The following is a 23,867-nucleotide window of genomic DNA, read 5'->3' as shown; positions in this document are numbered from 1 at the left end:
CGTTTCTCTCAGTCGGTGCCCAGTTCATTCCGTAGGCGCGGCTCGACGCGCGCCGCCGGGCGCAACCCCGACTTGTCCCGGTAGAAATCACGGATGCGTTCCATGTCCGCGGCGACGTCACCGGTGATGTCGATAGTCGGACCGAGGCCGGTGGTCATCGTCGGACGGTCGACGTAGCCCAGCGTCACAGGCAACCCTGTCTGCTCGGCGAGCCGGTAGAAACCGGATTTCCAGTGAGTGTGCGGGCCCCGGGTCCCGTCCGGCGTGATGACGATCGCGGTCGCCCGGTCCTCACTGACGTGTTGTACGAGGTCGCCCACCACCTCCTCCGGAGATTCCCGGTCCACTGAGATTCCCCCGAGACCACGCATCACCGGGCCGCGCCATCCGTCGAAGAGACTGTCCTTGCCCAGCCACCGGATCCTGATACCCAGCTTCCAGGCGATGCCGAGCATGAGGATGAAGTCCCAGTTGGAGGTGTGCGGGGCACCGATAAGAATCGTGGGGCGTCGCGGCGCAGGCTCGGAGACCAGGTGCCATCTACTGATGAACCAGTACGCACTGGCGATGAGCCGTTTTACCATTGCTCCAGATTACATGGTGTGCCGCACAGTTACTCTTGGACTCAAGAGCTGGCGCTGACTACGACGCGGGCTCTTCGGCGGGACGTTCCACCGCTGCGTCCGCTCGTGGCCGAGCTCGGTCAAGAGAGGGGCGGTAGCCCGACGGTTATCCACGTAGTCTTCCCATCGCCACGACCCCCGCCACCGGCCCTATCACCAGGGGAACCAAGGCATACTGCCAGGTCAGCACGGGTACCAGTATCCCGACCAGTTGAATGCTGACCACGGTCACCAGGAACCCTGCGGCCGTCTGCGCCGTCAGCGCCGTTCCGGCGACGTTTCCGTCGACATTCTCACTGAGCATCGTGGAGAACACGCCCGAGTCGGCGATCACCGATGCACCCCACACCGCCGCCAGCACGGTCAGCAGCACCGGCCCCGCGGTGTACATCACCGGAGACAACAGGCAGCACAGGCCGCTGACCGTCAGTGCGACGGCGGCGGTGCCCCTTCGCCCGAACCGGTCGGCCGCCCACCCGCCGAGAAGACAACCGACGACACCTGCCCCGCCGATGACGACGAACGTCCATAAACTGAGGGTCTGGTCTGTGGCGCCGCGACCAGCGACGGCAGCAGCCGCGAAGAGCGGGAACCACGTCCACAGGGCGTAGAGCTCCCACATGTGCCCGAGGTACCCGATGTTGATCAGCCGGGGACTCCGCCGGATGATCAGTGTGGTCAGGTAACGCGGATTCGGGACGGTCGTGCCGGACGACAGGTGCGGTCCGGTGGTCAGGACCAGCAGCGCAAGGACCGCTCCGACCGTGGTCACACCGGCAGCGGCGGCCATGAGCACACGCCAGTCCACGTCCACGGTGCCGATCAGGTGAGGCAGGGTGGAGCCGAGCGTCAGAGCACCGATGAGGATCCCCAGCGACCGCCCGCGACGTACCCCCGGTGACCATGAGGTCATGATCTTCATGCCCACCGGGTAAACGCCGGCGAGGAACACCCCGGTCAGCAACCGCAACGGCACCACGACTGCGAGGCCGTCGGCGATGAGTGTGAAGGCCACGGTTGCCGCCGCTGCGCCCACGGCGCTCGCCGACAACAACAGTGGGGCAGGTACCCGGTCAGCGAGGTTGACCAGGGCGGAGACGACGGCCCCGGCCACGAAACCGACCTGTGTCGATGCCGTCAACCACACCGAGGCGCTGAGGCTGATCCCCCACTCATCCTGCAGTGACGGGACCACAGCCGATGCAGAGAACCACGTGGCCAGGCATAACACCTGGACAAGCGCCACCGTCCCCCGTTGGACCACGGGATTGTCACGGAGCCCCGGACACCTGGTCACGCGCCCTCCTCTACAAGGATTCCGTGACGACAAAGTACACACTGAGCAGCCCCAACGCCACGGTGCAGAAGGCCAGTGCGATGACCGCGCCGCCGGAGGCCCTCAGACGGTCGTTGAGGATGCCGAGGGCAGCCTGCCGGTAGCGACGTCGCTGCCCTGCGTAGATGCCCAACGCGACAAGCACCAGCCCACCTGTGACAAGGACGACCGCAACACCGTAATACGGGACCCACCGCAGCGTCACCGCCGCAGCCACCAGGTACGCCATCGACGTACGTCCCCAGGCCATACTGGTCCGTTCCGGCTGCAGCCCCGGATCCGCCACCGGAATCGGTGGCGGATCCGCCCACGATGTCGGTCGCTCTGTCACAACAGCACCAGGACCACGAGTACGACGGCGACGACGACGGCACCGACCGACAGGGCCGGGACGATCGCCGGTGCAGGAAGGGGCCGTTGTTCGCGCATGGCACGTTCGATCCGCAGCCACCGGAACGCAGAGCCGGCGGCCAGCAGGATCCCGAGACAGAGAGCCACCAGCGCAGCTGCATTCCGGAGATCCTCCGGGACGGTGTCGATCGGCAGCGCCTCCAGTGCCACGCCGCCAGCGATGAACGCCAGGGCTGTACGCATCCAGGCCAGAAAGGTCCGCTCATTGGCCAGTGTGAACCGTGGATCGGGATCGGTCCCGGTAGGAAACAGGGCCCTCGACAGTGCTGAGCGGCCGTCATCACCGCGGTCCGGAGATTCACCTGCATTTCCATTCACGGTGAAACATTCTAGTCCGCACACCCCTGACCTCGTCGAGGCGGTACTGTCGCACACGGAGCCATGTGAGCGACTCCCGGACGAAAGGTACACACAGCAATGACTGACGACCGCCGGAACGTTGAACTCAACCCCCTGTTCGCCCGCGTCGGCGAAGCCACGAGCTTTCCCCGTAACCGGTTCCCGGACTCCGAGTCTCTCCCGGAGACCGCCTACCAGATCATCCACGATGAAGCGATGCTCGACGGCAACGCGCGGATGAACCTGGCGACATTCGTCGGAACGTGGATGGATGACTACGCCAACCGCCTCTACCGTGAAGCCTTCGACAAGAACATGGTCGACAAGGACGAGTACCCGGCCACGGCGGACATCGAGGACCGGTGCTGGCGGATGATCGCCGCACTGTGGAATGCACCCGACCCGGACAACACCGCCGGGACGTCGACGATGGGATCATCCGAGGCCTGCATGCTGGGTGGGCTGGCGTTGAAGCGCCGCTGGCAGCACCGTCGACGCGAGGAGGGCGCCCCCACCGACCGTCCGAATATCGTCATGTCGTCTGCGGTGCAGGTGTGCTGGGAGAAGTTCTGCAACTTCTTCGACGTCGAACCCCGGTTCGTCCCGATCACGGAGGACCACAAGGTCTTCGACGGGCACGACCTGGAGAACTACGTCGACGAGAACACCATCGGGGTGGTGGCGATCCTGGGCGTGACCTACACAGGCATGTACGAACCGGTGAAGGAGATCGCTGCGGCGCTCGACAGGATCCAGGAGGACACGGGTCTGGACATCCGGATCCACGTCGACGCCGCCTCCGGTGGCATGATCGCCCCCTTCCTGCAGCCCGACCTGGAATGGGACTTCCGTCTTCCCCGGGTGGCGTCGATCAACGTCTCCGGCCACAAGTACGGCCTGGTCTACCCGGGAATCGGCTGGATCGTGTGGCGCCAGCCCGAGGATCTTCCCGAGGATCTGGTGTCACGGGTCAGCTATCTCGGTGGTGACATGCCGACCTTCGGCATCAACTTCTCCCGTCCCGGCGCGCAGGTCCTGCTGCAGTACTATCTGTTCCTCCAGCTCGGAATGGACGGATTCCGACGGGTGCAGCAGAACACCATTGACGTGGCACGGTATCTCGCCACCGAGATCGGCTCGCTGCCGGAGCTTGAGCTGTGGAATGAGGCGCAGGACATCCCGGTCTTCGCGTGGAGACTCGCTGATGATTCCGACAGGCAGTGGACGCTGTATGACCTGTCAGACCGGCTGCGGATGAAGGGGTGGATCGTCCCCGCTTATCCCATGCCTGACAACCTCACCGATGTCACCGTGCAGCGCATCGTCGTGCGCAACGGCATGAGTCACGACCTGGCGTCCTTCCTGGTACGCGACATCCGGAGCTGCGTGCACCACCTCAACCAGGCCGACGGCACACCGCCCGACGATGAGCGTTCGGGTTTCCATCACTGAGCGGCGGGGTCGACGTGGTATCCCACACAATTCCTCCTGAAAAGAAGGGGAACATGTGACCCGGCCGCGGGGTTGATCCCGGACATGACCCTCATCAACGACCGCACCGCACGTACAGACGTCCCCGTCCTCGACGTCATCGCCAACCGCTGGAGCCCACGCCTCTACGACCCCCACTCCCCCGTCGACGAGGACGCACTGCGCAGCGCCCTCGAGGCCGCCCGGTGGGCACCGTCCGCCTACAACCGTCAGCCGTGGCGTTTCCTGGTGACCCGTCGAGGAAGCTCCGCCCACGAGACGGTGCTGAATTCACTGATCGACGTCAACCAGGGGTGGGCCAAGGACGCCGGCGCACTCGTGGTGGTCCTCACCGAGACCGTCGGCGAGGACGGGAGCCCGCTTCCTGAGGCACGCTACGACGCTGGTCAGGCGGCGGCGTACTTCACCATTCAGGCACATGCCAATGATCTGCTGGTGCATCAGATGAGCGGATTCGACCCGGTGGCGGTCGCACAGGCGTTCTCCCTCGACGAGGACCTGGTCCCGCTCACCGTGATCGCCGTCGGAGTGCCCGGAGACGCTGGCGATGCCGATGACGCTGTGCTCGCCCGGGAAAATGCGCCGCGTACGCGGCGTCCTCTCGTGGAGTCGGTGCTGGTCAACGACTGAGGGCGGCGGAACGGAGCAACTCTACTTTTGTCGTCCACCGTGTAGTGGGCAGGGGAGGTTCCGCCAACCGATTGCGCGGCGCGGGTCATGGAAAGGGTCCTTAGGGGTGGTGTTCAACTGTCTGGGTGACACTACGCTGTTCACGTTATGCATGAGTTCTTAGGGCGGGATGAGACCGCGCTCCGGAAGCGGGATTCCGGAGGCTGCAGGAGGGGCGTCGGGGGGACCCGTGACGACCACACCAGCACAACTGCAGAAACTGTGACTCTTGCGTGACAACAGGCGAGCCCACACGGCCCTCGAGGGGTACATCCGGTTTGAATATGAGCGGCATCTTGCTGTCGCCGCACTCGAAGCGTCTGGCCTGCTTCTCCCCGAGCCGCAGGTAGTCCGCACGACGAGTCAAGTTTATGCTCTCGATCCCGATACAATCCTGACCGATATTCACGGTGAGGCGCTGACGGCCGCCGCCCTCCACAGGCTGAATGCCTCTGAACTGGAGGAAGCACTCGACACCGGTGTCGCCATCGTGGTCACCGGCGCACAGGCACGGGAAATACGGCGGCGGATGCACCGACCGTAGAACGCACTCCGTTTACCGGTTCTCGGATTACTGGTAGCGGTCACCGGCGGACCGGCGGGTGCCCCGACCCGATGGAGATCCGGTTGTATGCGTTGATCAGCACGATCGCCCACTCCAGGGCACTGATCTGCTGCTCATTGAACTCCCCGTACGCCGCCGTCACGGCGTCCTCGACGCTGGTGTGACCACGCCCGGGCTGCGGCTCCGTCAGCGCCTCGGCAAGCTCCAGCGCAGCACGCTGAGAGGCCGTGAACAGTTGCGACGTATCCTGCCTCCAACTGGGCAGCAGGTCCAGGACCTGTTGATCCACTCCGGCCTCGCGGGCCGCCGGGATGTGGATGCTCAGGCACGTCGGGCAACCGTTGATCTGCGAGACCCGGACGTTGACCAGCTCGACCAGGTCCAGCGGCAGCCCGGCCTCGTCGTAGGATTTCCGTGCGGCCCGGACCGCACCGTTGAGCGCGCGGTAGACCTCCGGGTTCATCTTGTCGATATACGGTCGCCGGGTCATTCGGCACCACCCTCCTTGTGCTTGCTGACGACAGCGAGGCACGCGGTCGTCGCCGCGTCGTGAGTGTCGATCATGAGCGGTTCTCCTCTGTTCGTGGGCGGTAGGGATCGTCCCCGGCCCGGGCCACGGAGGCAGGGTTACCACGGGGACGGATGTGCGTCTCGGGCATCTCCGGTGCAGGCAGCCGGAACGGCCCGTCCGGGTTGTGGGGTATGTACCCCTGGGTCTCACCGAACCTGGCACCGTACGAGTTCCATTCCTCGCGGTACCGTCGGATCTCCGCGTCATCACGACCGACGAAGTTCCACCACATCACGACGTCTTCACCGAAAGGTTCACCACCGATCATGATGATCCTCGCGTCGGTGTGGCCCGTGTTCTCCACGGTCACGAAGTCCGCGCCGGTACCGGTGTAGGCCAGTTCTGTCCGCGCCACCGCCACCCCACCGACGGTGAGGTCTCCTGCATCGACGAGAAAGCCGTGCTCGAAGGACGGGTCGACCGGGAGGACCAGCCGCGTTCCCGGACCCAGCCGGAGTTCGGCGCCGACGAGGGGCGTGAAGGTGGGCACCGGCGATGTCGAGCCCAACAGACTGCCCAGGAACACCAGTGCCGAACCTCCGTCAAAGGACACGGGACGGGGCGCGTAGTGGTCGAACCGACGCGGCCCGTGCCTGGCATGCTCGGGAAGGACGGTCCACAGCTGGACGCCGTGCAACTCCGCGGTATTCTCCGTGGAGACCTCGGAGTGACAGATCCCGGCCCCGGCCGTCATGAGGTTGATCTCACCTGGACGGACGGTGTCGTGGATGCCGTGGGAATCGTCGTGACGGATCTCGCCGTCGAACAGCCACGACACTGTCTGCAGGCCCGTGTGCGGGTGCGGAGGTACGTCCATGCCGCCGGTGTCCGCGACCATGTCAGGGCCGTAGTGGTCGAGGAAGCACCATGCGCCGATGAGACTGCGTCGGCGCTGCGGCAACGTCCGGTGCACCGTCATCGCCCGCGGGCCGCCGAGGGGGACGTCGCGGGCGGTGATGATCTCGACGGGGACGTGGGTGTCGCCGTCGCCGCAGCGCACGGGGACGGGATGTTCTTCGGTGTTCGACATTGCGGACCCTTCAACCGGCATCGTTCACGACGGAGATAGTTGATACATCAACTACCTCAGTGTAGCTCGTCCTCGTGAAGAGTATCGCGGACGTCGTCTTCGCTGAACCGGCCGGGGCCGATGCAACGGTTCGGACAGTGGCACTTCACCTGGTCGAACCTGCGCCGGGGAGTTCAGAGAAGTTGTAAGAGGATAGTGAGGGGTGGGCCGTACCTCACGTCGAACGCCGTATGTCTACCGGTGCGAATCCATATGCGATCAATGATGTAAATCAAGCGTCCTCTACTCTTATGCCCATGCCCGCTGCCGTCCACCCCGCCAGAATCGCACCGCCTGCAGTTCTCACACTTCCGGTGACCCTCATTGCGCTGGTGTGTGGCTTCATCAACTCCCTGTTCTGGAACGGGCGGCAACAACCGGACGACTGGTCATCACTGTGGATCGCCGGGACCCTGGCTAACCAGGGCGACAAGGAACATATCTACGACCACGACCCCTCCGACTTCGCTGCATGGTCAGGCCCTGCCTGGCGCGACATCATCAGCAACCACGACACTTCCGTGGCGCCCCACCCCTACGTCCACATACCAGGTCTCGCCGAGCTGATATCCCCTCTGACCAACCTCATGGACTTCGACGCCTCAGTCACCGGTCTGACATTCATCAGTGGACTGTGTCTGCCCATTCTCATCAGCGCCTCCTGGGCCCTGTGGGCGAAAACGAGCATTCCGTTCCTGGTCCTTGTCCCCGCGACCGTGGCGGGATGGTTCCTCAGCGCGTTCCAGACCGGGTCCTGGCTCGGCCAGACCACTCCCCTGATCCTCTGCCTGACGATCTGCAGCATCGCCGTCATCCCCCGCAGACCACTCACCGGCGGCGTCATGCTGGGTCTCGTCGGGGTGATCAAGCTGACGCCCCTCGGGCTCATCCCGCTCATGCTGTTGTTCCGCAACTACCGGAAAGGCGGCATCTCTGCGGCAATGACAGCGATCCTCGCCGTGCTCGCCTCGCTGATCTCCGGCGGCACCCAGCTTTTCGGCACCTGGATCGACACGTTGACGCGGATGTCGTCGGAGACCATCGTCACCGGAACAAACAGGTCCTTCGCCTCGATACTGTCACTCAACGATGCCGCCGACCGCGACGGTATCGCCCCGATCGTGACCGACACCCCCACCATCACATCGATCTACCCTGTCGTCGTCTTTGTGGTGCTGTTCGCCGGGGCCGTCCTCGCAGCCCGACTCAACAGGAACCACTCCGCTGTCATCGTGCTCCTCGGGGCCTACACCGCCGCAACAATCTCGTCAGGCCTGATGTGGAATCACTATGCGTTGGTCTGCATCCCCGTGATCTTCGGCTCGCTCATTCTCGGGTTCACGCTGGAACACCGCGGATCAACAGCCACGGTCATTGCCGTCTCCACGTTCACGCTCCTGCTCTACCCGCCCCTGAATGACCAGGTGACCAGCCGCCACCTCAACGCCGGTATCGCGTTACCGTGGGCCGACCTCACCGCCCTACTCGGTCTCAGTATCACGCTCATCACGGTGGTCATTGCTGCGCGGAAGCCCACACCGACAGGGCGCCACAGTGCAACCGGAACTACCGGAGAACACTCATCCAGAGGCCAGGCCGCACCCTCGTTGAGCCGACAACCCACATGATGTCTGCCCGCCGTTGCTTCACCAGGCGTAGGACATCGGCGCAGTACCCGGGCCCGGCCAGATGCGGTCGAGTTCGTCCAGAGCGCTGTCGTCGAAGTTCACATGAAGAGCGTCCACGGCTGCCTCGAGCTGTGCTGTCGTCCGTGAGCCCGCGATGACCGTCGAAACCACGGGCTGATGGAGCAGCCAGGCCTGGGCGACTTCTGCGGGCGAGTGTCCGAGTTCCGCGCACAGTGACTCGTAGGCATCAAGCTGGTCAGCCACTGCGTCGTAGGCATCACCTTGAAGGGCACGGCGCTCGGTCTTCTCCCCGTCCTTCGGGCGTCCTGCTAGCACCCCCATGGCCAGCGGACTCCACGGGATCAGTCCAATACCGAAATGCTCGAGAGCAGGGATCAGCTCCTGCTCGACGGCTCGGTTCGTCAGGTTGTACAGACTCTGTTCGGACACCAGCCCCAGTGTGTTGCGTGCGGTGGCGGTCATCTGTCCGGTCGCGACGTCCCACCCGGCGTGGTTGCTGGAGCCGACGTAGGTGATCTTGCCCTCGGCGATGAGCTGCTCCATCGCCTGCCAGATTTCTTCCCACGGCGTCGACCGGTCCACATGGTGCATCTGGTAGACGTCAATGTGGTCGGTCTGCAACCGGCGCAGGCTCGCCTCGCAGGCGCGCTTGAGGTGGTAGGCGGACAGTCGGCGGTCGTTCGGGCTCAGCCCCATGGGTTGGTAGACCTTGGTCGCCAGAACGACGTCGTCGCGGTGAGCGGACTTCTTGAGCCACTTGCCGACGATCTCCTCGGACGTGCCGAAGCCCTGCTCCATGTCCGGCTTCTGCGGACCACCGTAGACATCCGCGGTGTCGAAGAAGTTCACGCCGAGCTCGACCGCCCGGTCCATGATCCCGAACGCTTCAGATTCACCGGTGGCATCACCGAAGTTCATGCATCCCAGCCCGATCTTGCTCACCAGGAGCCCGGAACGGCCCAGGTGCTGATATTCCATCGTGTTTTTACTCATACCCCCACGCTACGACCGCACCCGGTGGGAAGGGAGACCCTCTGAAGGCCCCCGTCTCAGGGCCACCCGACCAGGACCGGCTACGGAAGGCTGAGCCCGGTGTGTTCTTCAAGCGCACCGATCAGCTCGTCATGGAATAATTCATCGTGTACCGCCGGGTGTGGATCTCCTGCCACGAAATGACGCCAGTATCCACCGCTATGCGGGACGATGTCGTCGGCGGCGGCGGTCGCGAGCCATTCCTGGGTACGGTGCCCTTCTGTGAGATCATCGCTGGCCGACGGCCCTCCCATACGGGTTGGCACCCACCCTGGGTCGACCGCATGGACCAGTACATCAGGCCAACGCAGTGCGATCCCGTGAAAGAGCGCGGTCACCCACAGCTTGGTGTCGCTGTAACTCGTATCCCTCCGACCCGCGATCGCTGTGGTCGCCCCGTCCAGCGAGCCGGAATAGTGCATGGAACTCGACAGCACAATCGATCGCGCCGGACGCTGCAACAGAGCGCTGAGCGCATACGGTGCTATGACGTTCACGGCGGTGAGGTCTGGACCGCCGATGACACCGGCATTGTGGATCACGGCGTCGAACGCACCGTAACGGTCAGCCTGGCCGGCCACACTGCGGACCTGCTCAAGGTCAGCGAGATCACCGTAGACATGTCCGTGCATCTGCTGCAGCACCGTTGGGCCCCCGATACGGTCGGCGCTCCGGGCGTGAAGGACAACTTCGTGTCCCCCCTCGGCAAGCGAGGTCGCCGTACGCAGCCCCAGACCCAACGATGCCCCGGTGACGAATATGCGGGCCACTGGATCAGCCCACCGCCTCGATACGGGCGGTCTTCGATTCACTCCATCCCCGAAAGGTGGTCGCGTCGACGTCCATATGCCCCAGCACAGCGGTCCCGGGCCAGTATCCGATCTTCGAGTAGTGGAACACGATGACCTGGTGCCCGTGGTTGTAGCCGATGTCGGCGATCTCAGGGTCACAGCCCTCGGGCATACCGTTCATCGTGAGTGGCTCAGGGAGATCCGCAAGCACCTCCTGACGGGCGTAGTCGCGGAACTCCAGTTCAAGAGGCAGGCGCTCGCGCAGGGCGTTCGCGGCAGGGTTGTCATGGAGCACTGCGTCGATGGTCTGCTCGCCCAGGGTGATGCGGACGGGGGTGTCGGCCATTGGGTCGTCCTCTCTGCGTTCTCAGGTGTACGTTCTCAGGATTCGTCGCCGACCGTGGTGCGGAAGGCGCCTGGCTTGGCGTGCAGTTCCCAGAGCCGCTCGGCCAGCGACTCAGAGGCGAAGATCGGGTCGGGTCCGTCGATACCGCCGGGGATGATGAGCTGAGCGACATGCACGCCCTCAGGCTTCAGTGCATCGTGCAGCATCGCGGCATATGCGGATTCACCGGCAAAAGCTGTCGACGTACCGGCGACGTTCCCGTTCGGGGACAACGCGCTCGAACCGTTGGGGAAGAGGATCGTGCCCTGTCCTGCCGTCCGCATGCCGGGCAGCACCGTGCGTACTGCGGTCGCAGAACCGAGGATCGACAGTTCTCCCGCCGCCCGCAGGTCCTCGACGGTGGTGTCGAGGACGGGCTTGAGGAACTCCGCGCTGGGCACGGGACTGAACTGCAACACATCGATCCGCCCCAGGTCTTCTGCGGCGCTCTCCAGCGCGGTGGTGAGCGCCTCATGGTCACGTATGTCGGCGACATAGCTTTTCGCGACGATGCCCTCAGCGACCAGCTGCTGCTCGAGAGCGGCGAGTCTCTCCGGATTGCGGGCGATGAGCGCGACGGCGAAACCCTCGGCTCCGAACTTCTTGGCGACAGCTGCCCCGAGACCGGGACCGGCGCCGGCGATGGCGATAACAGGCATGTTTTCACGGTAGGACGCCTCCATCCTGTGAGGGAGACCCTCTGAGTACCCCCTCATCATGACGCCCCGCACTGCAAGTCCGACTGTGGCGGTGCCGGTGTCAGTTTAACTACCGTTGATCTCCCGCTGAGGCCTCGTTGACCGTAGAGTTTTCGGAGTTCTCCGTGTCCGCATACTCACTGGCGCCCCAGGACGCGAGGAGCTGCATCCGCTCGGCCGACGGTGAACCCGGTTCGGCGGCGTACACGGTGATCGACAGGCCCGGTTCAGACTCCATGTCCATGCCTTCGTAGGCCAGGGTCATCTCGCCGACAACCGGGTGGCAGAACGTCTTGAAGCCTGTGCCGTGGTGACGGACGTTATGCGCGCCCCACCGTGTACGGAACTCCATGCTGCGGGTACAGAGCTCACCGATGAGGTCGTGGAGTTCCTTGTTGTGAGGGTCGCGACCGGCTTCGGTGCGCAGGATCGCCACCGTGACATCGGCGAACTTCTCCCAGTCGGGGTAGAAGCCGCGTGCCCGGTCGTCGAGGAAGGTGAAGCGAGCGATATTGGGCGGCTGTCCAGGCATGTCGAAAGTGTCCCGGTAGAACGCCCGGGCCAGCATGTTGGTGGCGAGGATGTCCATGCGGCCGTTCCTGACGAATGCGGGACCGTCAGTGACGGCATCGAGGATCCACTGCAGGCTCTGGTGCGGCGTCCACCCTTTCGGGGTGCGCTTCCGTGGTGGTCTGGCGACCGGGCTCGCGGCGTGGGCGAGGTCGAACAGGTGCGCACGCTCAGCGTCATCCAGACGCAGCGCCTTCGCGATCGCGTCGAGGATCTCCGGCGACACGCCACTGATCTGTCCGCGTTCGATGCGTGTGTAGTACTCCACGCTCACGCCCGCGAGGGCCGCGACTTCGGTTCTGCGCAGTCCTGCGACCCGACGGTTCAGACCGGCAGGAAGACCGACGTCGTCGGGCGTGATTCGTCCACGACGCGTCGTGAGGAACTCCTTGACCTCAGCGCGGTTGTCCATACCGACATTCTAGGGCGCAGGACGGCAGTCAAGGAGGCCCTCCCGGTACCTGTCTCAACGAGGCCTCCTCCGATGTCCCGTCGGCTGGTGCAATAGATCGTCCACACAATCCCTGCGTGACCCGCGCCCTCTACGCGCCTACGCATACCACGACGAAAGACACTGATGACCACCCATGACACTGCCCGCTCGGCTGGACCGCCGCTGGCGACACTGCTTCTGCTGCTGACGGTATTCGGCCCGATCTCCATGGACCTCTACCTGCCGGTGTTGCCCGCGCTGACCGCCGAGCTCGACACCGTCACCTCCATGGCACAGCTGACATTGACCGCCTGCCTGGTCGGGCTCGCCGTCGGTCAGCTCATCGCCGGCCCAATCTCCGACCGCTTCGGACGCATGCTTCCGCTGGTCGTCGGTCTCATCGCCTACATCGTCGCTTCTGCCCTGTGCGCCTTCAGCCCCACCGTGGAGACCCTCATTCTTGCCCGTCTTGTACAGGGCCTGGCGGGCTCAGTCGGCATCGTCATCGCACAGGCCGCCGGTCGTGACGTCTATGACGGCAGCGCACTGATCCGCTTCTACGGCCGGGTCACCGTCATCGGTGGACTCGCGGCCATCATCGGCCCCGTCATCGGCGGCCAGCTCGCCCGGTTCCTCGACTGGCGCGGCATCTTTCTTTTCCTGTCCGCCCTCGGCGTGCTCATCATGCTGGCCACCCTGGCGATCTACCGGGAGACCCTGCCGAAGGAGATGCGCACCGCCGGGGGCATGAACCAGTCCGGACGGGACTTCCGCACACTGTTCTCCAACCGGGTCTTCGTCGGTGCCGTGCTGATCTGCGGGTTCACTCATGCTGCGCTCTTCGCCTATCTCTCAGGCGCCACGTACATCCTGCAGGACGGCTACGGACTGTCGCCGCAGGGCTACGCTTTCGCGTTCGGAGCAAACTCCGCGGGCTACATGGTCTTCGGCTGGATCGCCGGACGCACCGCTGACACCTGGTCCGAACGCGGCGCGCTGGGCGTCGGGGTACTGATGACAGGTGTCGGTTCTGTCGGGATCCTCGCTACCGGTCTGTGGTCGCTGCCACTGCCGGTGATTCTCGTGTCCCTGTTCGTCATGGCCTCCGGCGTTGCCTTCGCCGCACCGCCGGCGGCATCGCTGGCGCTGGCGGGTTATCCGGAACTCGCGGGTACTGCGTCGTCGGTCCTCGGACTGTCCCGTTTCGGCCTCGGTGCGATTGCCGCACCGCTGGTCGGTATCGGTGGGGCTGTCGCCGTCACGCCCCTCGGCGTCGTCACCGTCGTCTGTGTCGTGCTGTCTGTCCTCGCACTGGTGTTCCTGGTCAGACGGGGACGGTGATCCTGCCCGGGCTGCCCCGCCTACGCCGCCTCGTCGGCGTCCCCCGGCATACCGCTCGGCGGCTGCCCGCCGGCAGGCGCTCCACCCATGTCGCCTGTGCCGCCCATGTCCCCGTCGCCGCCGGGACCACCACTCATTCCGGTGGACGCCTGCTGTTCGACGCTTCCGGCGTAGTCGTTGGTCGGGTCCCGGTAGATGGTGTGGACGTGGCCCCACCCGGAGGTGGTCACGCCGTCGACGTCCGCACCGGCAGACCCCTGCTGTGCCTGGAAGGCGACGTAGACATTCGGCCCCGAAATCGAGAATGAGATCCCGTCGCCGGTGGTCATGTCGTAGGTGGTCTCACCGGACCAGGCGATCACGGTGTCGTCGAGGGTGGCTTCGATCTCAGCACGGGTGGTGGCGTTGCTCTCGTCGTCCGCCATCTCGGACCAGTTGGCGATGAGGTCGAGCAGCAGCTCCTTCTGGTCGTCGTCCAGGTCGGCACCGGTGAGGCCGTCACCGGTCTCGAAGTCGCAGGTGTCGCCGGGTGCGCACATGCTCACGTCCCCGCTGGTCAGCGTCTCCTGCTGTTCTGCGGTGAGGCTGTCGTAGAAGGCGAAGGCGTCGGTGTAGATGCCGTCGAACGGCTGGACCTCGTTGCCGTCCTCGTCCTTGTAGACCGCCGGCTGCACGCCCAGGTGAGTGGGCGCGAAGGTGACGGTGCCGGTTGAACCGTCCAGGGTGGCGTTGATGCCGAGGTGGTGGCCGCCGAACTGCACCTCGAAGGCGCTACTGTCCGACGGGTCGCCGAAGAAGGCGATGTAGTACTGGCCGAGGGAGTCCTCGGTGCTGTCACTGTTCTCCAGAAGGTACTCGTCGCCGCCCATGATGCCGGAGACGGTCTCGTACGCCTCGTCACTGAGCAGGTTCTCCAGGACCGCGAGAGCCGCGGTCTTCTGCTCGTCGGTGAGGTCGGTGAGGTTCAGCCCGGCGCGTTCGACGAAGGTGACGGGGAAGTTCGACCAGGACGTCGTCTTGGTCTCGTCGTCGTAGTCGTAGAGGACGGTCTCACGCTGCTCGTCGGACAAGGTGTCGAGGAACGCCTGCGCCGCGGTCGCGGTGTCGGAGATCGTCGCCGACGTGGTGTCGGCCGTGGTTGCGTCCGACGTCGTGCTCGAAACCGAACTCGACACCGAACTCGACACCGAACTCGAGGTCGTCGCTGCGGCGTCGGTGTCGGTGGAACAGCCGGTGAGCATGAGACCGGTCGTCATCAGCGCGGTGGCGATCCACGCGGTGTGGCGGCGCAGTCTTCTCCTGCGGGGACGGGGGTCGGTGGTGGACGCTGATTCGGCAGCCGGGGTGGCCATGGGACGCTCCTTGGTCGGTGTACTGGATCTCCGTGATGTCCATCAGCTTCGTCGCCGTGGGCGCCCACCGCGTCCCCCTGGCGCAGACACCTCGGCTACCACCGTCGCGGTATGCGGCCTTCTGCTAACCCCGGAGGGTGTCTGTTCGATGTTTCAACTACATGAACCATTCACTACCGCCGCTCTGCGGCTGAAGGAAGTGTTCCCGTCATGTCCGGAACAGTCACGACCATCCGGAGGAAGATAGTCACCCTCGCCGTCACCACGCTCGCCCTGGGCGGTCTGGGCGCCGGGCTCGCACCCACCGCCGGTGCGGAGACCCTCCCACAGCTCCCCAAGCACGAACAGCCCAGCCCGATCTGGCGGGAGGACGTCACCGCCGTCGCCACGGTGTACTCGCCGTACCGGGGGAAGGTCGTCTGCGACGGTTTCCACTGGCAGACAACCGAGTGCTGGCAGCAACGTCCCGACGGCCAGTGGCAGACGATGACCGACATCCGCACGACTGCGGAACTGTCGCAGTCCTGGCAAACCGTGCCGCCGCGCCTGGTGTACCCGGTCTGGGAACCCGGCGCGCTGGTCGTACCGGAAGGATCAGAGGGCTCACTCGGTTCACTGGGGTCACTGGGTTCACTGGGTTCACCGTGACCCCTCCGTAGCGCGTCCCACGCTTGTACGCTGTGTGCATGGGCATACTCGCCGGCTCCCCGGACAACCCCCTCGACCTGCTGATCGTCGGCGCCGGACTCTCCGGCGTGGACCTCGCACACCATGTCGCACACGACTTCCCGGAGTGGACGTGGGAGATCCACGACGCCAACAGTGACCTCGGCGGGACCTGGCACACCTTCACCTACCCGGGGATCCGGTCGGACTCCGACATGGCGACCTACGGGTTCCCGTTCGCGCCCTGGCCCCACGACGGCACCCTGGGGCAGGGCGCGGACATCAAGGAGTACATCCGTGGCGTCGCGCAGAAGTGCGGCGCCCTCGAACGGCTCCGGACGGGGTCCTGGATTCGCGATGCCGACTGGCGGACAGATCTGCGGATGTACGCGGTCACTGCGGTGACGGCGGACGGTGAGCGGACGATCTACGCCCGCCGCGTCCACTACGCGTCCGGGTACTTCGTGCACGGCCGGGGCTACCGTCCCGACTTCCCCGGCGAGGAGGACTTCACCGGGACGATCATCCACCCGCAGGAGTGGCCCGACGGTCTTGACTGCGCGGGGCGCAGGATCACCGTCGTCGGATCCGGCGCGACAGCCGTGACACTGGTGCCGGCCCTGGAACGGCTCGGGGCGCAGGTGACGATGCTCCAGCGCAGCCCCACCTACGTGGCCCCAATGGCGGCGACGGACACCATCAGTGCGTTCTGGAAGAAGATCCTGCCGGAGACGTCGGCCTATCCCGTCGCGCGTCTCAATCACGCCGTGCGCGACATGGGGCAGCATGTCATCGGCCGTCGCGTCCCCTGGCTGTTCACCCGCGCGCTGCGGCGTATGCAGCGGCCGTACCTGGACGCGGAACTGATCGAGCAGCATTTCACGCCCCGGCACAAGCCCTCGGAGAAGCGGGTGTGCAAGGCGCCGGACGGCGACATCTTCACCGCGCTGGCCGGAAACGCCCGCATGGTCACCGACACCATCGACCGCTTCACCGCCGACGGTATCCGGGTCGGCTCCGGGGAGGAGATCTCCGCCGACATCATCGTCACCGCCACCGGGCTGGACCTGCAGGCCTTCGGCGGTGGCACGCTGAGCATCGACGGATGTCCCCTGCAGGTCGACGAGCAGGTCTTCTACCGTGGCATGATGATCGCCGGTCTGCCGAACTTCAGTTTCACCGTCGGCTACATCAACGGCTCCTGGACGTTGCGCTCGGATCTCGTGTCCCGCTACATGGTCAAGCTGTGGAAGAGCGGCGCGGAGATCTACCACCCTGCCCAGCCGTCGGAGCCGACGGACCGGCCGTTGTTCGACTTCGCCGCCGCCTACCTGCGGCGCAGCGCCGACCGGTTCCCCATGCAGGGGCACTCGTCGCCGTGGGTGTACTCGCAGAACTACCTCAGGGAGCTGCTGGAGTTCTCCTACGGTGACCAGCGGCGTGAGATGGTGTTCGGTGAATGATGGACCGACGCCCGGCGGTGTTCCCGGCCGCAGCGTCCGTCGTCGCGGCGCTGGTGCTCGTCGCCGTCCTGTGGACCGGGTGGGTGCACCAGTGGAGCTGGATCGACCGGCCTGACACCTGGGCGCTGGGTGTCTCCTACAACATGGCCGGCACCCACGGGTGGTGGGTGCCGTTGTGGGACGGGCTGAGCACGATCTTCGGTCCGGGAGTGTGGCGGGTGCTGGTCGTGGTACCGATCGTGCTGGAGCTGCGTCGTCACCGGGTGCGTGTCGCGGTGTTCCTCGCCGTCAGCGTCTGGGGCAGCGGGATCGTCTCGACGGTGGTCAAGCAGCTGGCCGACCGGGACCGGCCCGTCACCCAACTCGTCCCGGCGTCCGGCACGTCGTTCCCGTCCGGTCATGCATTGGGTGTCCTTGTCGCCGTCGGCGCGCTACTGATGGTCTACTCACACCTGATCCGTAGGACCTGGCGTGCCGTCATCGTGATTCTCGGCGTCCTGCTAGTGATCGCGATCGGAGTCGCACGGGTGGCGCTCAACGTGCACCACCCCTCGGACGTGCTGGCCGGGTGGGCGCTGGGCTACGCGTGGCTGATGCTGTGCCTGTATCTCTCGTATCTCTCCGGATTTCTCTACCGGGGGCGGTACACGGGCAGCACCCGGTAGTGCGAGACGAACTCGACCTCCGTCAGCTTGTCGCCGACCTCCCCGTCGTGCGCCACCTCTGACGGACCGCGGAGCACGGTGAACCGGAAGACCGGACGGTGGAGCTCGTGGTAGAACGGGCTGCGGTTCAGTCGTCCCGTCAGCAGCGCCATCGTGATGCGCAGCCGGGCGAAGGGCTTGCCGATCTCCAGCATGCGTACGTCGAGCAGACCGTCGCCGACGCCGGCACGGTCGACCGGCGCGAACCCCGAGGGGCGGTACAGGGAGTTACCGAGGAAGAACAGGGACGTCGTCAACGTGGTGTTGTCGTACCGGATCTCGACGGCATTCTCCTCCTTCAACAGACCCCACGCGGCGACGACGGAGGCCAGCGTCTTGCCGATCTTGCCTTCGTACCGTTCCCGGATCGCGACGAACTGGGGGTACGCGCCGATGCTCGCGGTGTTCAGCAGCGTGGTGTCGGTGTTCAGGGTGGCCACGTCGACCATCTCCACCGTCCCCTCGCGTACGGCGCGCACCGTCTGCTCCGCCGTGGCGCAGCCGATCTGCTTCGCGAAGTGGTTGAGCGTCCCGGCGGGGAAGACGGCGAGTGGCTTCTCCGCCGCGCGTGCGACACCCGCCGCCGTGGCCACGGTGCCGTCACCACCGGCGACGCCCAGGACCTCCGCCCTGGCCGCGGCACGTTCCAGGACCTCGACCACGTCGTCCTCCGGGGTCAGCGCAACGATCTCGGCGGACGGGAGGGCCTTCTCGACATGCTTGAGGATGCGCTCCCCCGTGCCGCCGCCCGACGCCGGGTTGACGACGAGGACGAGCCCCTCGCCGTCCGGGCGACCCGGTTCATCCAGGTAGAAGGGCTCGGTGGAGACTCGGCTCCGGGTGGTGGGCGGCGGGACGAGTTTGCCGCCGATGACGGCGATGAGCGTGCCCAGCCCCCACCCGGCCAGGACGTCGCTGGGATAGTGCGCGCCGGTGTACACCCGTGAGAATCCGACGAGCCCGGCCAGCGCGCCGAGAGCCGTCCCTGCCGGGGCGTCCTCGAGCCCCGCTCCGACGGCGAAGGCGGCGGCACTGGCGGAGTGGCCGGACGGGAACGAGCTCGACCGCGGGTACCGACGGATCCTGCGGGCGAGCGGGACGGAGGCGTGGCCGGGCCGGTCGCGACTCCACGACCGTTTCGCCAGCTGGTTGGCCACGAAGCTGGTGCACGCGAGGGTGACCAGACCGCGGGTTGCCGCGCGCTGCACCTTAGGTTTCCGTGTGAGCGCCATGGCGCCGGCGAGACCGACCCACAACCTGGAGTAGTTCGCGGCGGTGGTCAGCCGCGGGATCACCGCGTCCAGCTGGGGATTGTCCGCGCCGGCGATCGCGGCGAAGACATCGTGGTCCATGCGTTGCAGGCCGGCCCGCACCTCTTTGACTGCCTGTGACCTGCGCCGTTTTCCCATTCTATGGCCCTCCGCTGCGTGTGGTTACCGGCGACTGACCGGTGGGCTCATGGTACCTGGTGGATGAGGGGCTGCGACGGGGTTGTCTGACCGATACACTCTCGACATGGAGCCCTGTGACCTGTCCACCACCCGTCTGACATTGCGGTGCCCGACGAGTGCGGACATCGACCGGGTGACCGAGATCTGCGGCGACCCTGAGATCGCCGCATTCACCACCGTGCCTGACCCGTACCGTCGTGACGATGCCCGCCAGTTCATTGAAGACGTGATCCCGAACGGCTGGTCCACCGGGACAATGCTCACCTGGGGGATCTACCGACGTGCGGATCCGGACATTCTCGGCGTGCTCTCATTGTCCGAGGTCCGCGACGGAGGCGCTGACCTCGGCTACTGGATCGACCGCCGGGTCCGTGGCCACGGCTTTATGACGGAGGCAGTGGAAAAGGTCGTCGACTACGGCTTCGCTGCGGCACCGACGGGGTTGGGCCTTGCCCGCATCGGTTGGGAGGCATTCGCGGGCAACATCGCCTCCGCACGGGTGGCCGAGAAAGTGGGGTTCACCCTCGAGGGTGCCAGGCGGCAGGCGGTGCTACGTGGTGACCGCAGGCACGACCTGACGGTGGCCGGGTTGCTGCGGGAGGACGCCCGGGAACCGCGTCACTGGTCGTCTGCCGGGGTCAAGACAGACAGTTCGTTGCCACCGGGTTCCCGGAACTGAAAACGACGCCCACCGGGGAAATCGAAAGGTTCGACGGTGATGACCCCGCCGTTGTACGCGTCGTAATAGGAGTCACCATAGAGCGTGTTGGGATGCTGGAAATCACAACGGCGTTCAGTCACGCGGCCGCGCGTTGCGCAGCATCGTGCCTCCGACCGCATAACGATTGTCCGACACCTCGTTGATCAACACGTGAACCGACTCTGCCGGTGCACCGGTACTTGAGACGATGGCGTCGGTGATGCCCGCGGAGATCTGCCGGTACTGGGTGTCCCAGTCCCCTTCCATGAGCTCCGGGACGATACTGAGATTGACGATGGGCATGCTTCCTCCTGGTCGGATGTGTCATTCAATGAGAACTTCCTCTTCCACCCTTGCACCGTGCGCTCACCAGCGGAAGAAGGCACTTTCAGGTCAGGAACGCACCTGTAGGTAGGATGCGAGGATGGCCAGTTCCCGACCGGACAGATACTGCGGAGAGTCAGTACGCAGGACGTTGGACGTCATCGGCGGCAAATGGTCGATGCTCATCTTGTGGGAGTTGCTGCAGGAGGAGTGCCGCTACGCCGAGCTCCAGCGCCGCGTAGGTGGCATCTCGCAGAAGGTACTCTCCAGCGAGCTCAAATCGCTCGTCGCCACCGGACTTGTGGAACGCGAAGTTGAAGCAACGATCCCACCGCAAGTCACCTACCGGATCACGGAGCGAGGCAGGAGCTTGGAGGGCGTTTTCTCCGCATTGCAGCAGTGGGGAGATGACCAACCGCACCGGGAGTGATCGGAGGCCGGGCACGGTCGCTGGAGCCTGTGTCGGGTCAGGTAGCTAGGTCGTGTCTCTTAAAGGTGCGAGCCAGGCAACCACTGGTTAGGTGAACTATCTGGCCCAGGTAGTACGGTAGATCCACCCCGCCCAGGGAATAAGGTAGTCTTCGGGCATCGTCGCCAACGAGTCGATCACAGCGCGTCCGAACCCGCTGTGCCGCATATTCCGGCGGATATGAAGAGTCAAAGGGGGGACCGAAGAGTGGCCAGATGGACACTAACAGGTTCATAACTGCTATTGTTTTCGGAATGAAGATTCGTATCCTCCCTACCACTCTCGTCGCAGCCGCCGTTCTCGCCTTTGTACCTACGGCACACGCCGAGCCCGACTTCCTGCGGATGTACGAGCGAACGGGCACCGTCACCGAAGCCAACCCACTGGGAGTACCTGAGTTCGAAGATCTGGCGGACCTGGGCAACTGGCCGCGGAATTCCTACGCCGAGTACATGGGAACGTGGTGGGAGTACCGCGACTATCTGAAGCCGAACTGTGCACGGCACGTCACGTCGACCGACGCCGCACTCTGGTACAGCGACCCGGCGAATGTCGAGGAAGTCGACAAGCCGCGCGGGGAGAATAGTCCTTGGTACATCGGCGTTGACGTCGTCAACCACTACCCGGGCAAGACCGCCGCGCAATGCGCTACAGAGAACGGTACCCCTCCAGTGTCAACCCCGGGGGGAAGCATCTCGGGAAGCCTGACATCGATCGGGCTATAGGTGCCTTGGCGGTCAGGCCTTTCGGCTCCCCCACATACGAAAAACCAGTATGGGGATCATGATGCTCTAACTCTAGACCTCCCAGAGAGGTACATGCGCAAACCAGGGAACTCCGCCGGCAGCAACCGTGACCTGCTCTCCAGCACGCACTCTGGAGTCCTCGTGCCGCGCCGTCGGGGAAATGATGTCCACGACTTCTTCCGTAATCTTCTGGACATCGCCTGCGGAGACATCGGCGCTCAGAGTCGACACCCGTCACTCACCCACTGGAACATCCGGATGCTCCCGGTTCCACTGCTCGTACAGTGAACCGTCATCCTCAGCATCATCGAGATGCACTTCGATAGGGACATTGAACCGCGACTGTAGTTCAGCCACCAGCACTCTTTCAGCTTCCGGGGTGATGAGCATGGTGACCAAGGGGGTGTTCATACTTCACCAACCTACGTAACCACGGCCGATGTCACAGGCTCTCGCGAACTGCCTCGCCGATCAGAACTCCGAATCCCGCACACAGGACGTGGGCGTTCTCCAGCGGCAGCCACCAACACGTCCAAGAGACAGGCGCACCTCCACCCGAGGGGTCATCTTCACCCGCACTCCAACTGTCGTGGGTCGGGTAGCTCTGCACGTCCGCCCTAAAATAGTGGCGTACTGCTCGCTCATCGCGGGCCGGCCGAAGGTCATACTCCTGTGAACCGATGTAGCTGACTGCAGCCGCGTGTAGGCCAGTCTCCTCGTGGAGTTCTCGCCGCGCTGCCGCTTCCAAAGTCTCGCCTGGCTTGACGGTGCCTGCCGGTACCTGCACTCCCGTGCGGGTTAACGGAAGCCCATCGTGAGTGAAGACGAGCAGCCTGCCGTCTTTAATGACGTAGACGACTGCTTTCTGGGTCACGGAAGACATTATCCCAAGGCTATACGTCGCCAGCGCCTGTTGCTGAAGGCATCACCGAAACGTTAACGCTATCCTGTAGTCCACAACAGTGCACGGGCACTGAGAAAAACACGCCGCGCAGCGGACATTTCAACATGCGTCGACCACCTGCATTCGGCCCCGCATCCGAAACCTTGTAGCGAGCACTTCTCACCCCGCCGTCGCGTCGGGCGTTACCCTGCAGATTATGACTTCCTCACATGCGCCGACGCACCCCGCGCAACCGGACACCACATTCCGGTTGGCGTCCTACGCGGTGTGCAGACACGACGATGAAATTCTGTTGGTCTCGGTCGCCGACCCCGGCGACGGCAACACGATCTGGACGTTGCCCGGCGGTGGTGTCGAACCACTCGAGGACCCTTTTGAGACAGTTACACGCGAGGTCGCCGAGGAGACAGGCGTCGCCTCACGGGTTGTTCGACTGTTGGGCGTGGACTCTCGAGTAATCCCCCAGCATGAGGCGATGCGGGGTGTACCTCACCACAATGTCGGGATCTTCTACGAGGTAGCCGTGCACCCCGGCGAGCTTCGCGATGAACCCTCCGAGGATACCGCGGCACCAACGTGGGTGCCTTGTTCTGAGGTGGCAGCCCTACCTCGGAGTGGGTTGGTGGACATCGGCATAACGCTGTTTGCCGAACGCCCGGCCTCGGGACACGTCCCTTCGGTGGGGGTGGAGGGCTTGGTTCGACACTAGGTCCTGTTACGAAAGTCGCCTCAGCCACTGCCGGATACACCCGACCTGCACCGAGGCGTAGAACTGCACAACCAGCTTGTCGAACCGCATCGCGCACCCACGGTTGTGCTTGAGGAAACCGATGCACCGCTCGACAACATTGCGACGGGCGTAGATCTCCGGATCGAACGCGGGTGGTCGACCACCCGCAGAGCCCCGGCGTAGACGATGTCCTACCTGGTCAGCAGGCTGTGAAATCGTCGTGGCGATCCCTCGGCCCCGCAGATAGCTACGGTTTCTGCGCGACGAGTACGCCTTGTCTGCCAGCACCCGTGACGGTGTGGTGCACGGTCTACCGGGCCCCGGTGTCGGTACCCGGACACGGTCAAGCACCTCTGGCATCTGTGGGGCGTCGCCGACCTGTCCC

The 23,867-nt window shown here is 64.9% G+C and carries 29 protein-coding genes; 12 read left to right on the top strand and 17 right to left on the bottom strand.

The annotated features are described in order from the left end of the window. Positions 1-8: 8 nt before the first annotated feature. From FS507_RS11600 to FS507_RS11585, 4 genes are all read right to left on the bottom strand, one after another. The gene (locus FS507_RS11600; RefSeq protein ID WP_145942952.1) at positions 9-584 is read right to left on the bottom strand and encodes a 1-acyl-sn-glycerol-3-phosphate acyltransferase; all 576 of its coding nucleotides are present in this window, start codon (positions 582-584) and stop codon (positions 9-11) included. 145 nt (positions 585-729) lie between these two features. Then, positions 730-1,920 (bottom strand): MFS transporter, encoded by a 1,191-nt coding sequence (locus FS507_RS11595; RefSeq protein ID WP_186314663.1) that lies wholly within the window; start codon positions 1,918-1,920, stop codon positions 730-732. 10 nt (positions 1,921-1,930) lie between these two features. Further along, on the bottom strand, positions 1,931-2,290 hold the full coding sequence (locus FS507_RS11590) for a DUF202 domain-containing protein (RefSeq protein WP_145942951.1): 360 nt from the start codon (positions 2,288-2,290) through the stop codon (positions 1,931-1,933). Further along, positions 2,287-2,688, bottom strand: coding sequence for a YidH family protein (locus FS507_RS11585; RefSeq protein ID WP_260853370.1), 402 nt, complete (start codon positions 2,686-2,688; stop codon positions 2,287-2,289). Before FS507_RS11585 ends, FS507_RS11590 begins: the two co-directional genes overlap by 4 nt. Positions 2,689-2,787: 99 nt before the next feature. Between FS507_RS11585 and FS507_RS11580 the strand changes: the two genes are divergently transcribed. From FS507_RS11580 to FS507_RS11570, 3 genes are all read left to right on the top strand, one after another. Continuing rightward, on the top strand, positions 2,788-4,161 hold the full coding sequence (locus FS507_RS11580) for a glutamate decarboxylase (RefSeq protein ID WP_145942950.1): 1,374 nt from the start codon (positions 2,788-2,790) through the stop codon (positions 4,159-4,161). A gap of 84 nt (positions 4,162-4,245) precedes the next feature. Then, positions 4,246-4,830 carry a nitroreductase family protein gene (locus FS507_RS11575; RefSeq protein ID WP_186314662.1) on the top strand — a complete coding sequence of 195 codons (585 nt, stop codon included), beginning with the start codon at positions 4,246-4,248 and terminating at the stop codon, positions 4,828-4,830. A gap of 268 nt (positions 4,831-5,098) precedes the next feature. Then, on the top strand, positions 5,099-5,413 hold the full coding sequence (locus tag FS507_RS11570; protein ID WP_145942949.1) for a hypothetical protein: 315 nt from the start codon (positions 5,099-5,101) through the stop codon (positions 5,411-5,413). A gap of 40 nt (positions 5,414-5,453) precedes the next feature. Here the strand turns inward: FS507_RS11570 and FS507_RS11565 are convergent, their stop codons facing one another. Together FS507_RS11565 and FS507_RS11560 are read right to left on the bottom strand one after the other, a co-directional pair. Beyond that, on the bottom strand, positions 5,454-5,924 hold the full coding sequence (locus FS507_RS11565) for a carboxymuconolactone decarboxylase family protein (RefSeq protein WP_145942948.1): 471 nt from the start codon (positions 5,922-5,924) through the stop codon (positions 5,454-5,456). A gap of 70 nt (positions 5,925-5,994) precedes the next feature. Beyond that, complete coding sequence (locus FS507_RS11560; RefSeq protein WP_260853366.1) at positions 5,995-7,035, bottom strand: pirin family protein; 1,041 nt, start codon at positions 7,033-7,035, stop codon at positions 5,995-5,997. Positions 7,036-7,331: 296 nt separating this feature from the next. Between FS507_RS11560 and FS507_RS11555 the strand changes: the two genes are divergently transcribed. Further along, the gene (locus FS507_RS11555; RefSeq protein WP_186314661.1) at positions 7,332-8,702 is read left to right on the top strand and encodes a glycosyltransferase family 87 protein; all 1,371 of its coding nucleotides are present in this window, start codon (positions 7,332-7,334) and stop codon (positions 8,700-8,702) included. 18 nt (positions 8,703-8,720) lie between these two features. On the opposite strand, the gene FS507_RS11550 is transcribed toward FS507_RS11555, so the two are convergent. The 5 genes from FS507_RS11550 to FS507_RS11530 form a co-directional block, all read right to left on the bottom strand. Continuing rightward, positions 8,721-9,716 carry an aldo/keto reductase gene (locus tag FS507_RS11550; protein ID WP_260853364.1) on the bottom strand — a complete coding sequence of 332 codons (996 nt, stop codon included), beginning with the start codon at positions 9,714-9,716 and terminating at the stop codon, positions 8,721-8,723. Between the two features lie 80 nt (positions 9,717-9,796). Then, positions 9,797-10,525, bottom strand: a complete 729-nt coding sequence (locus FS507_RS11545) for an SDR family NAD(P)-dependent oxidoreductase (RefSeq protein ID WP_145942945.1) — start codon at positions 10,523-10,525, stop codon at positions 9,797-9,799. Between the two features lie 4 nt (positions 10,526-10,529). After that, entirely contained in the window at positions 10,530-10,892 is a 363-nt protein-coding gene (locus tag FS507_RS11540; protein ID WP_145942944.1) for a cyclophilin-like fold protein, read from the bottom strand. A 35-nt stretch (positions 10,893-10,927) separates the two neighbouring features. Beyond that, on the bottom strand, positions 10,928-11,590 hold the full coding sequence (locus FS507_RS11535) for an SDR family NAD(P)-dependent oxidoreductase (protein WP_145942943.1): 663 nt from the start codon (positions 11,588-11,590) through the stop codon (positions 10,928-10,930). Positions 11,591-11,699: 109 nt separating this feature from the next. Further along, positions 11,700-12,611, bottom strand: coding sequence for a helix-turn-helix transcriptional regulator (locus FS507_RS11530; RefSeq protein WP_145942942.1), 912 nt, complete (start codon positions 12,609-12,611; stop codon positions 11,700-11,702). 165 nt (positions 12,612-12,776) lie between these two features. Here FS507_RS11530 and FS507_RS11525 point away from each other — a divergent pair, with 165 nt between their 5' ends. Next, complete coding sequence (locus FS507_RS11525; RefSeq protein ID WP_145942941.1) at positions 12,777-13,973, top strand: multidrug effflux MFS transporter; 1,197 nt, start codon at positions 12,777-12,779, stop codon at positions 13,971-13,973. Between the two features lie 20 nt (positions 13,974-13,993). Here the strand turns inward: FS507_RS11525 and FS507_RS11520 are convergent, their stop codons facing one another. Beyond that, on the bottom strand, positions 13,994-15,325 hold the full coding sequence (locus tag FS507_RS11520; RefSeq protein ID WP_145942940.1) for a DUF3500 domain-containing protein: 1,332 nt from the start codon (positions 15,323-15,325) through the stop codon (positions 13,994-13,996). A 210-nt stretch (positions 15,326-15,535) separates the two neighbouring features. Here FS507_RS11520 and FS507_RS11515 point away from each other — a divergent pair, with 210 nt between their 5' ends. The 3 genes from FS507_RS11515 to FS507_RS11505 are packed head-to-tail and all read left to right on the top strand — an operon-like array spanning position 15,536 to position 18,119. Further along, positions 15,536-15,973 carry a hypothetical protein gene (locus tag FS507_RS11515; RefSeq protein ID WP_145942939.1) on the top strand — a complete coding sequence of 146 codons (438 nt, stop codon included), beginning with the start codon at positions 15,536-15,538 and terminating at the stop codon, positions 15,971-15,973. A 38-nt stretch (positions 15,974-16,011) separates the two neighbouring features. Beyond that, entirely contained in the window at positions 16,012-17,454 is a 1,443-nt protein-coding gene (locus FS507_RS11510) for a flavin-containing monooxygenase (RefSeq protein WP_145942938.1), read from the top strand. Further along, positions 17,451-18,119, top strand: coding sequence for a phosphatase PAP2 family protein (locus tag FS507_RS11505; RefSeq protein ID WP_145942937.1), 669 nt, complete (start codon positions 17,451-17,453; stop codon positions 18,117-18,119). Before FS507_RS11510 ends, FS507_RS11505 begins: the two co-directional genes overlap by 4 nt. Here FS507_RS11505 and FS507_RS11500 read toward each other — a convergent pair. Then, positions 18,086-19,567 (bottom strand): bifunctional phosphatase PAP2/diacylglycerol kinase family protein, encoded by a 1,482-nt coding sequence (locus FS507_RS11500; protein ID WP_145942936.1) that lies wholly within the window; start codon positions 19,565-19,567, stop codon positions 18,086-18,088. The genes FS507_RS11505 and FS507_RS11500 overlap by 34 nt on opposite strands. A 106-nt stretch (positions 19,568-19,673) precedes the next feature. Between FS507_RS11500 and FS507_RS11495 the strand changes: the two genes are divergently transcribed. Then, on the top strand, positions 19,674-20,288 hold the full coding sequence (locus FS507_RS11495; protein ID WP_145942935.1) for a GNAT family N-acetyltransferase: 615 nt from the start codon (positions 19,674-19,676) through the stop codon (positions 20,286-20,288). Between the two features lie 114 nt (positions 20,289-20,402). On the opposite strand, the gene FS507_RS11485 is transcribed toward FS507_RS11495, so the two are convergent. Then, positions 20,403-20,612, bottom strand: a complete 210-nt coding sequence (locus tag FS507_RS11485; protein ID WP_145942933.1) for a 2-hydroxymuconate tautomerase — start codon at positions 20,610-20,612, stop codon at positions 20,403-20,405. Positions 20,613-20,733: 121 nt separating this feature from the next. Here FS507_RS11485 and FS507_RS11480 point away from each other — a divergent pair, with 121 nt between their 5' ends. Both FS507_RS11480 and FS507_RS11475 read left to right on the top strand, forming a co-directional pair. Next, positions 20,734-21,063: a winged helix-turn-helix transcriptional regulator gene (locus FS507_RS11480; protein WP_145942932.1), complete on the top strand. Its 330-nt coding sequence runs from the start codon at positions 20,734-20,736 to the stop codon at positions 21,061-21,063. Positions 21,064-21,356: 293 nt separating this feature from the next. Further along, entirely contained in the window at positions 21,357-21,827 is a 471-nt protein-coding gene (locus FS507_RS11475) for a hypothetical protein (protein ID WP_145942931.1), read from the top strand. A gap of 255 nt (positions 21,828-22,082) precedes the next feature. Here FS507_RS11475 and FS507_RS17610 read toward each other — a convergent pair whose 3' ends face one another. Both FS507_RS17610 and FS507_RS11470 read right to left on the bottom strand, forming a co-directional pair. Further along, positions 22,083-22,259: a hypothetical protein gene (locus FS507_RS17610; RefSeq protein WP_186314660.1), complete on the bottom strand. Its 177-nt coding sequence runs from the start codon at positions 22,257-22,259 to the stop codon at positions 22,083-22,085. A gap of 31 nt (positions 22,260-22,290) precedes the next feature. Continuing rightward, positions 22,291-22,731 carry an NUDIX hydrolase gene (locus FS507_RS11470; RefSeq protein ID WP_145942930.1) on the bottom strand — a complete coding sequence of 147 codons (441 nt, stop codon included), beginning with the start codon at positions 22,729-22,731 and terminating at the stop codon, positions 22,291-22,293. A gap of 217 nt (positions 22,732-22,948) precedes the next feature. Between FS507_RS11470 and FS507_RS11465 the strand changes: the two genes are divergently transcribed. Next, a complete protein-coding gene (locus FS507_RS11465; protein ID WP_145942929.1) occupies positions 22,949-23,461 on the top strand; it encodes an NUDIX hydrolase in 513 nt (170 codons plus the stop codon). A 6-nt stretch (positions 23,462-23,467) separates the two neighbouring features. Here FS507_RS11465 and FS507_RS11460 read toward each other — a convergent pair. Beyond that, positions 23,468-23,867: transposase (locus FS507_RS11460; protein ID WP_145942928.1), on the bottom strand; the 400-nt coding region annotated here is incomplete at its 5' end.

Source organism: Corynebacterium glyciniphilum AJ 3170, from assembly GCF_007673095.1.
Lineage (GTDB): Bacteria > Actinomycetota > Actinomycetes > Mycobacteriales > Mycobacteriaceae > Corynebacterium.
This window is presented reverse-complemented; position numbering and strand designations above follow the sequence as displayed.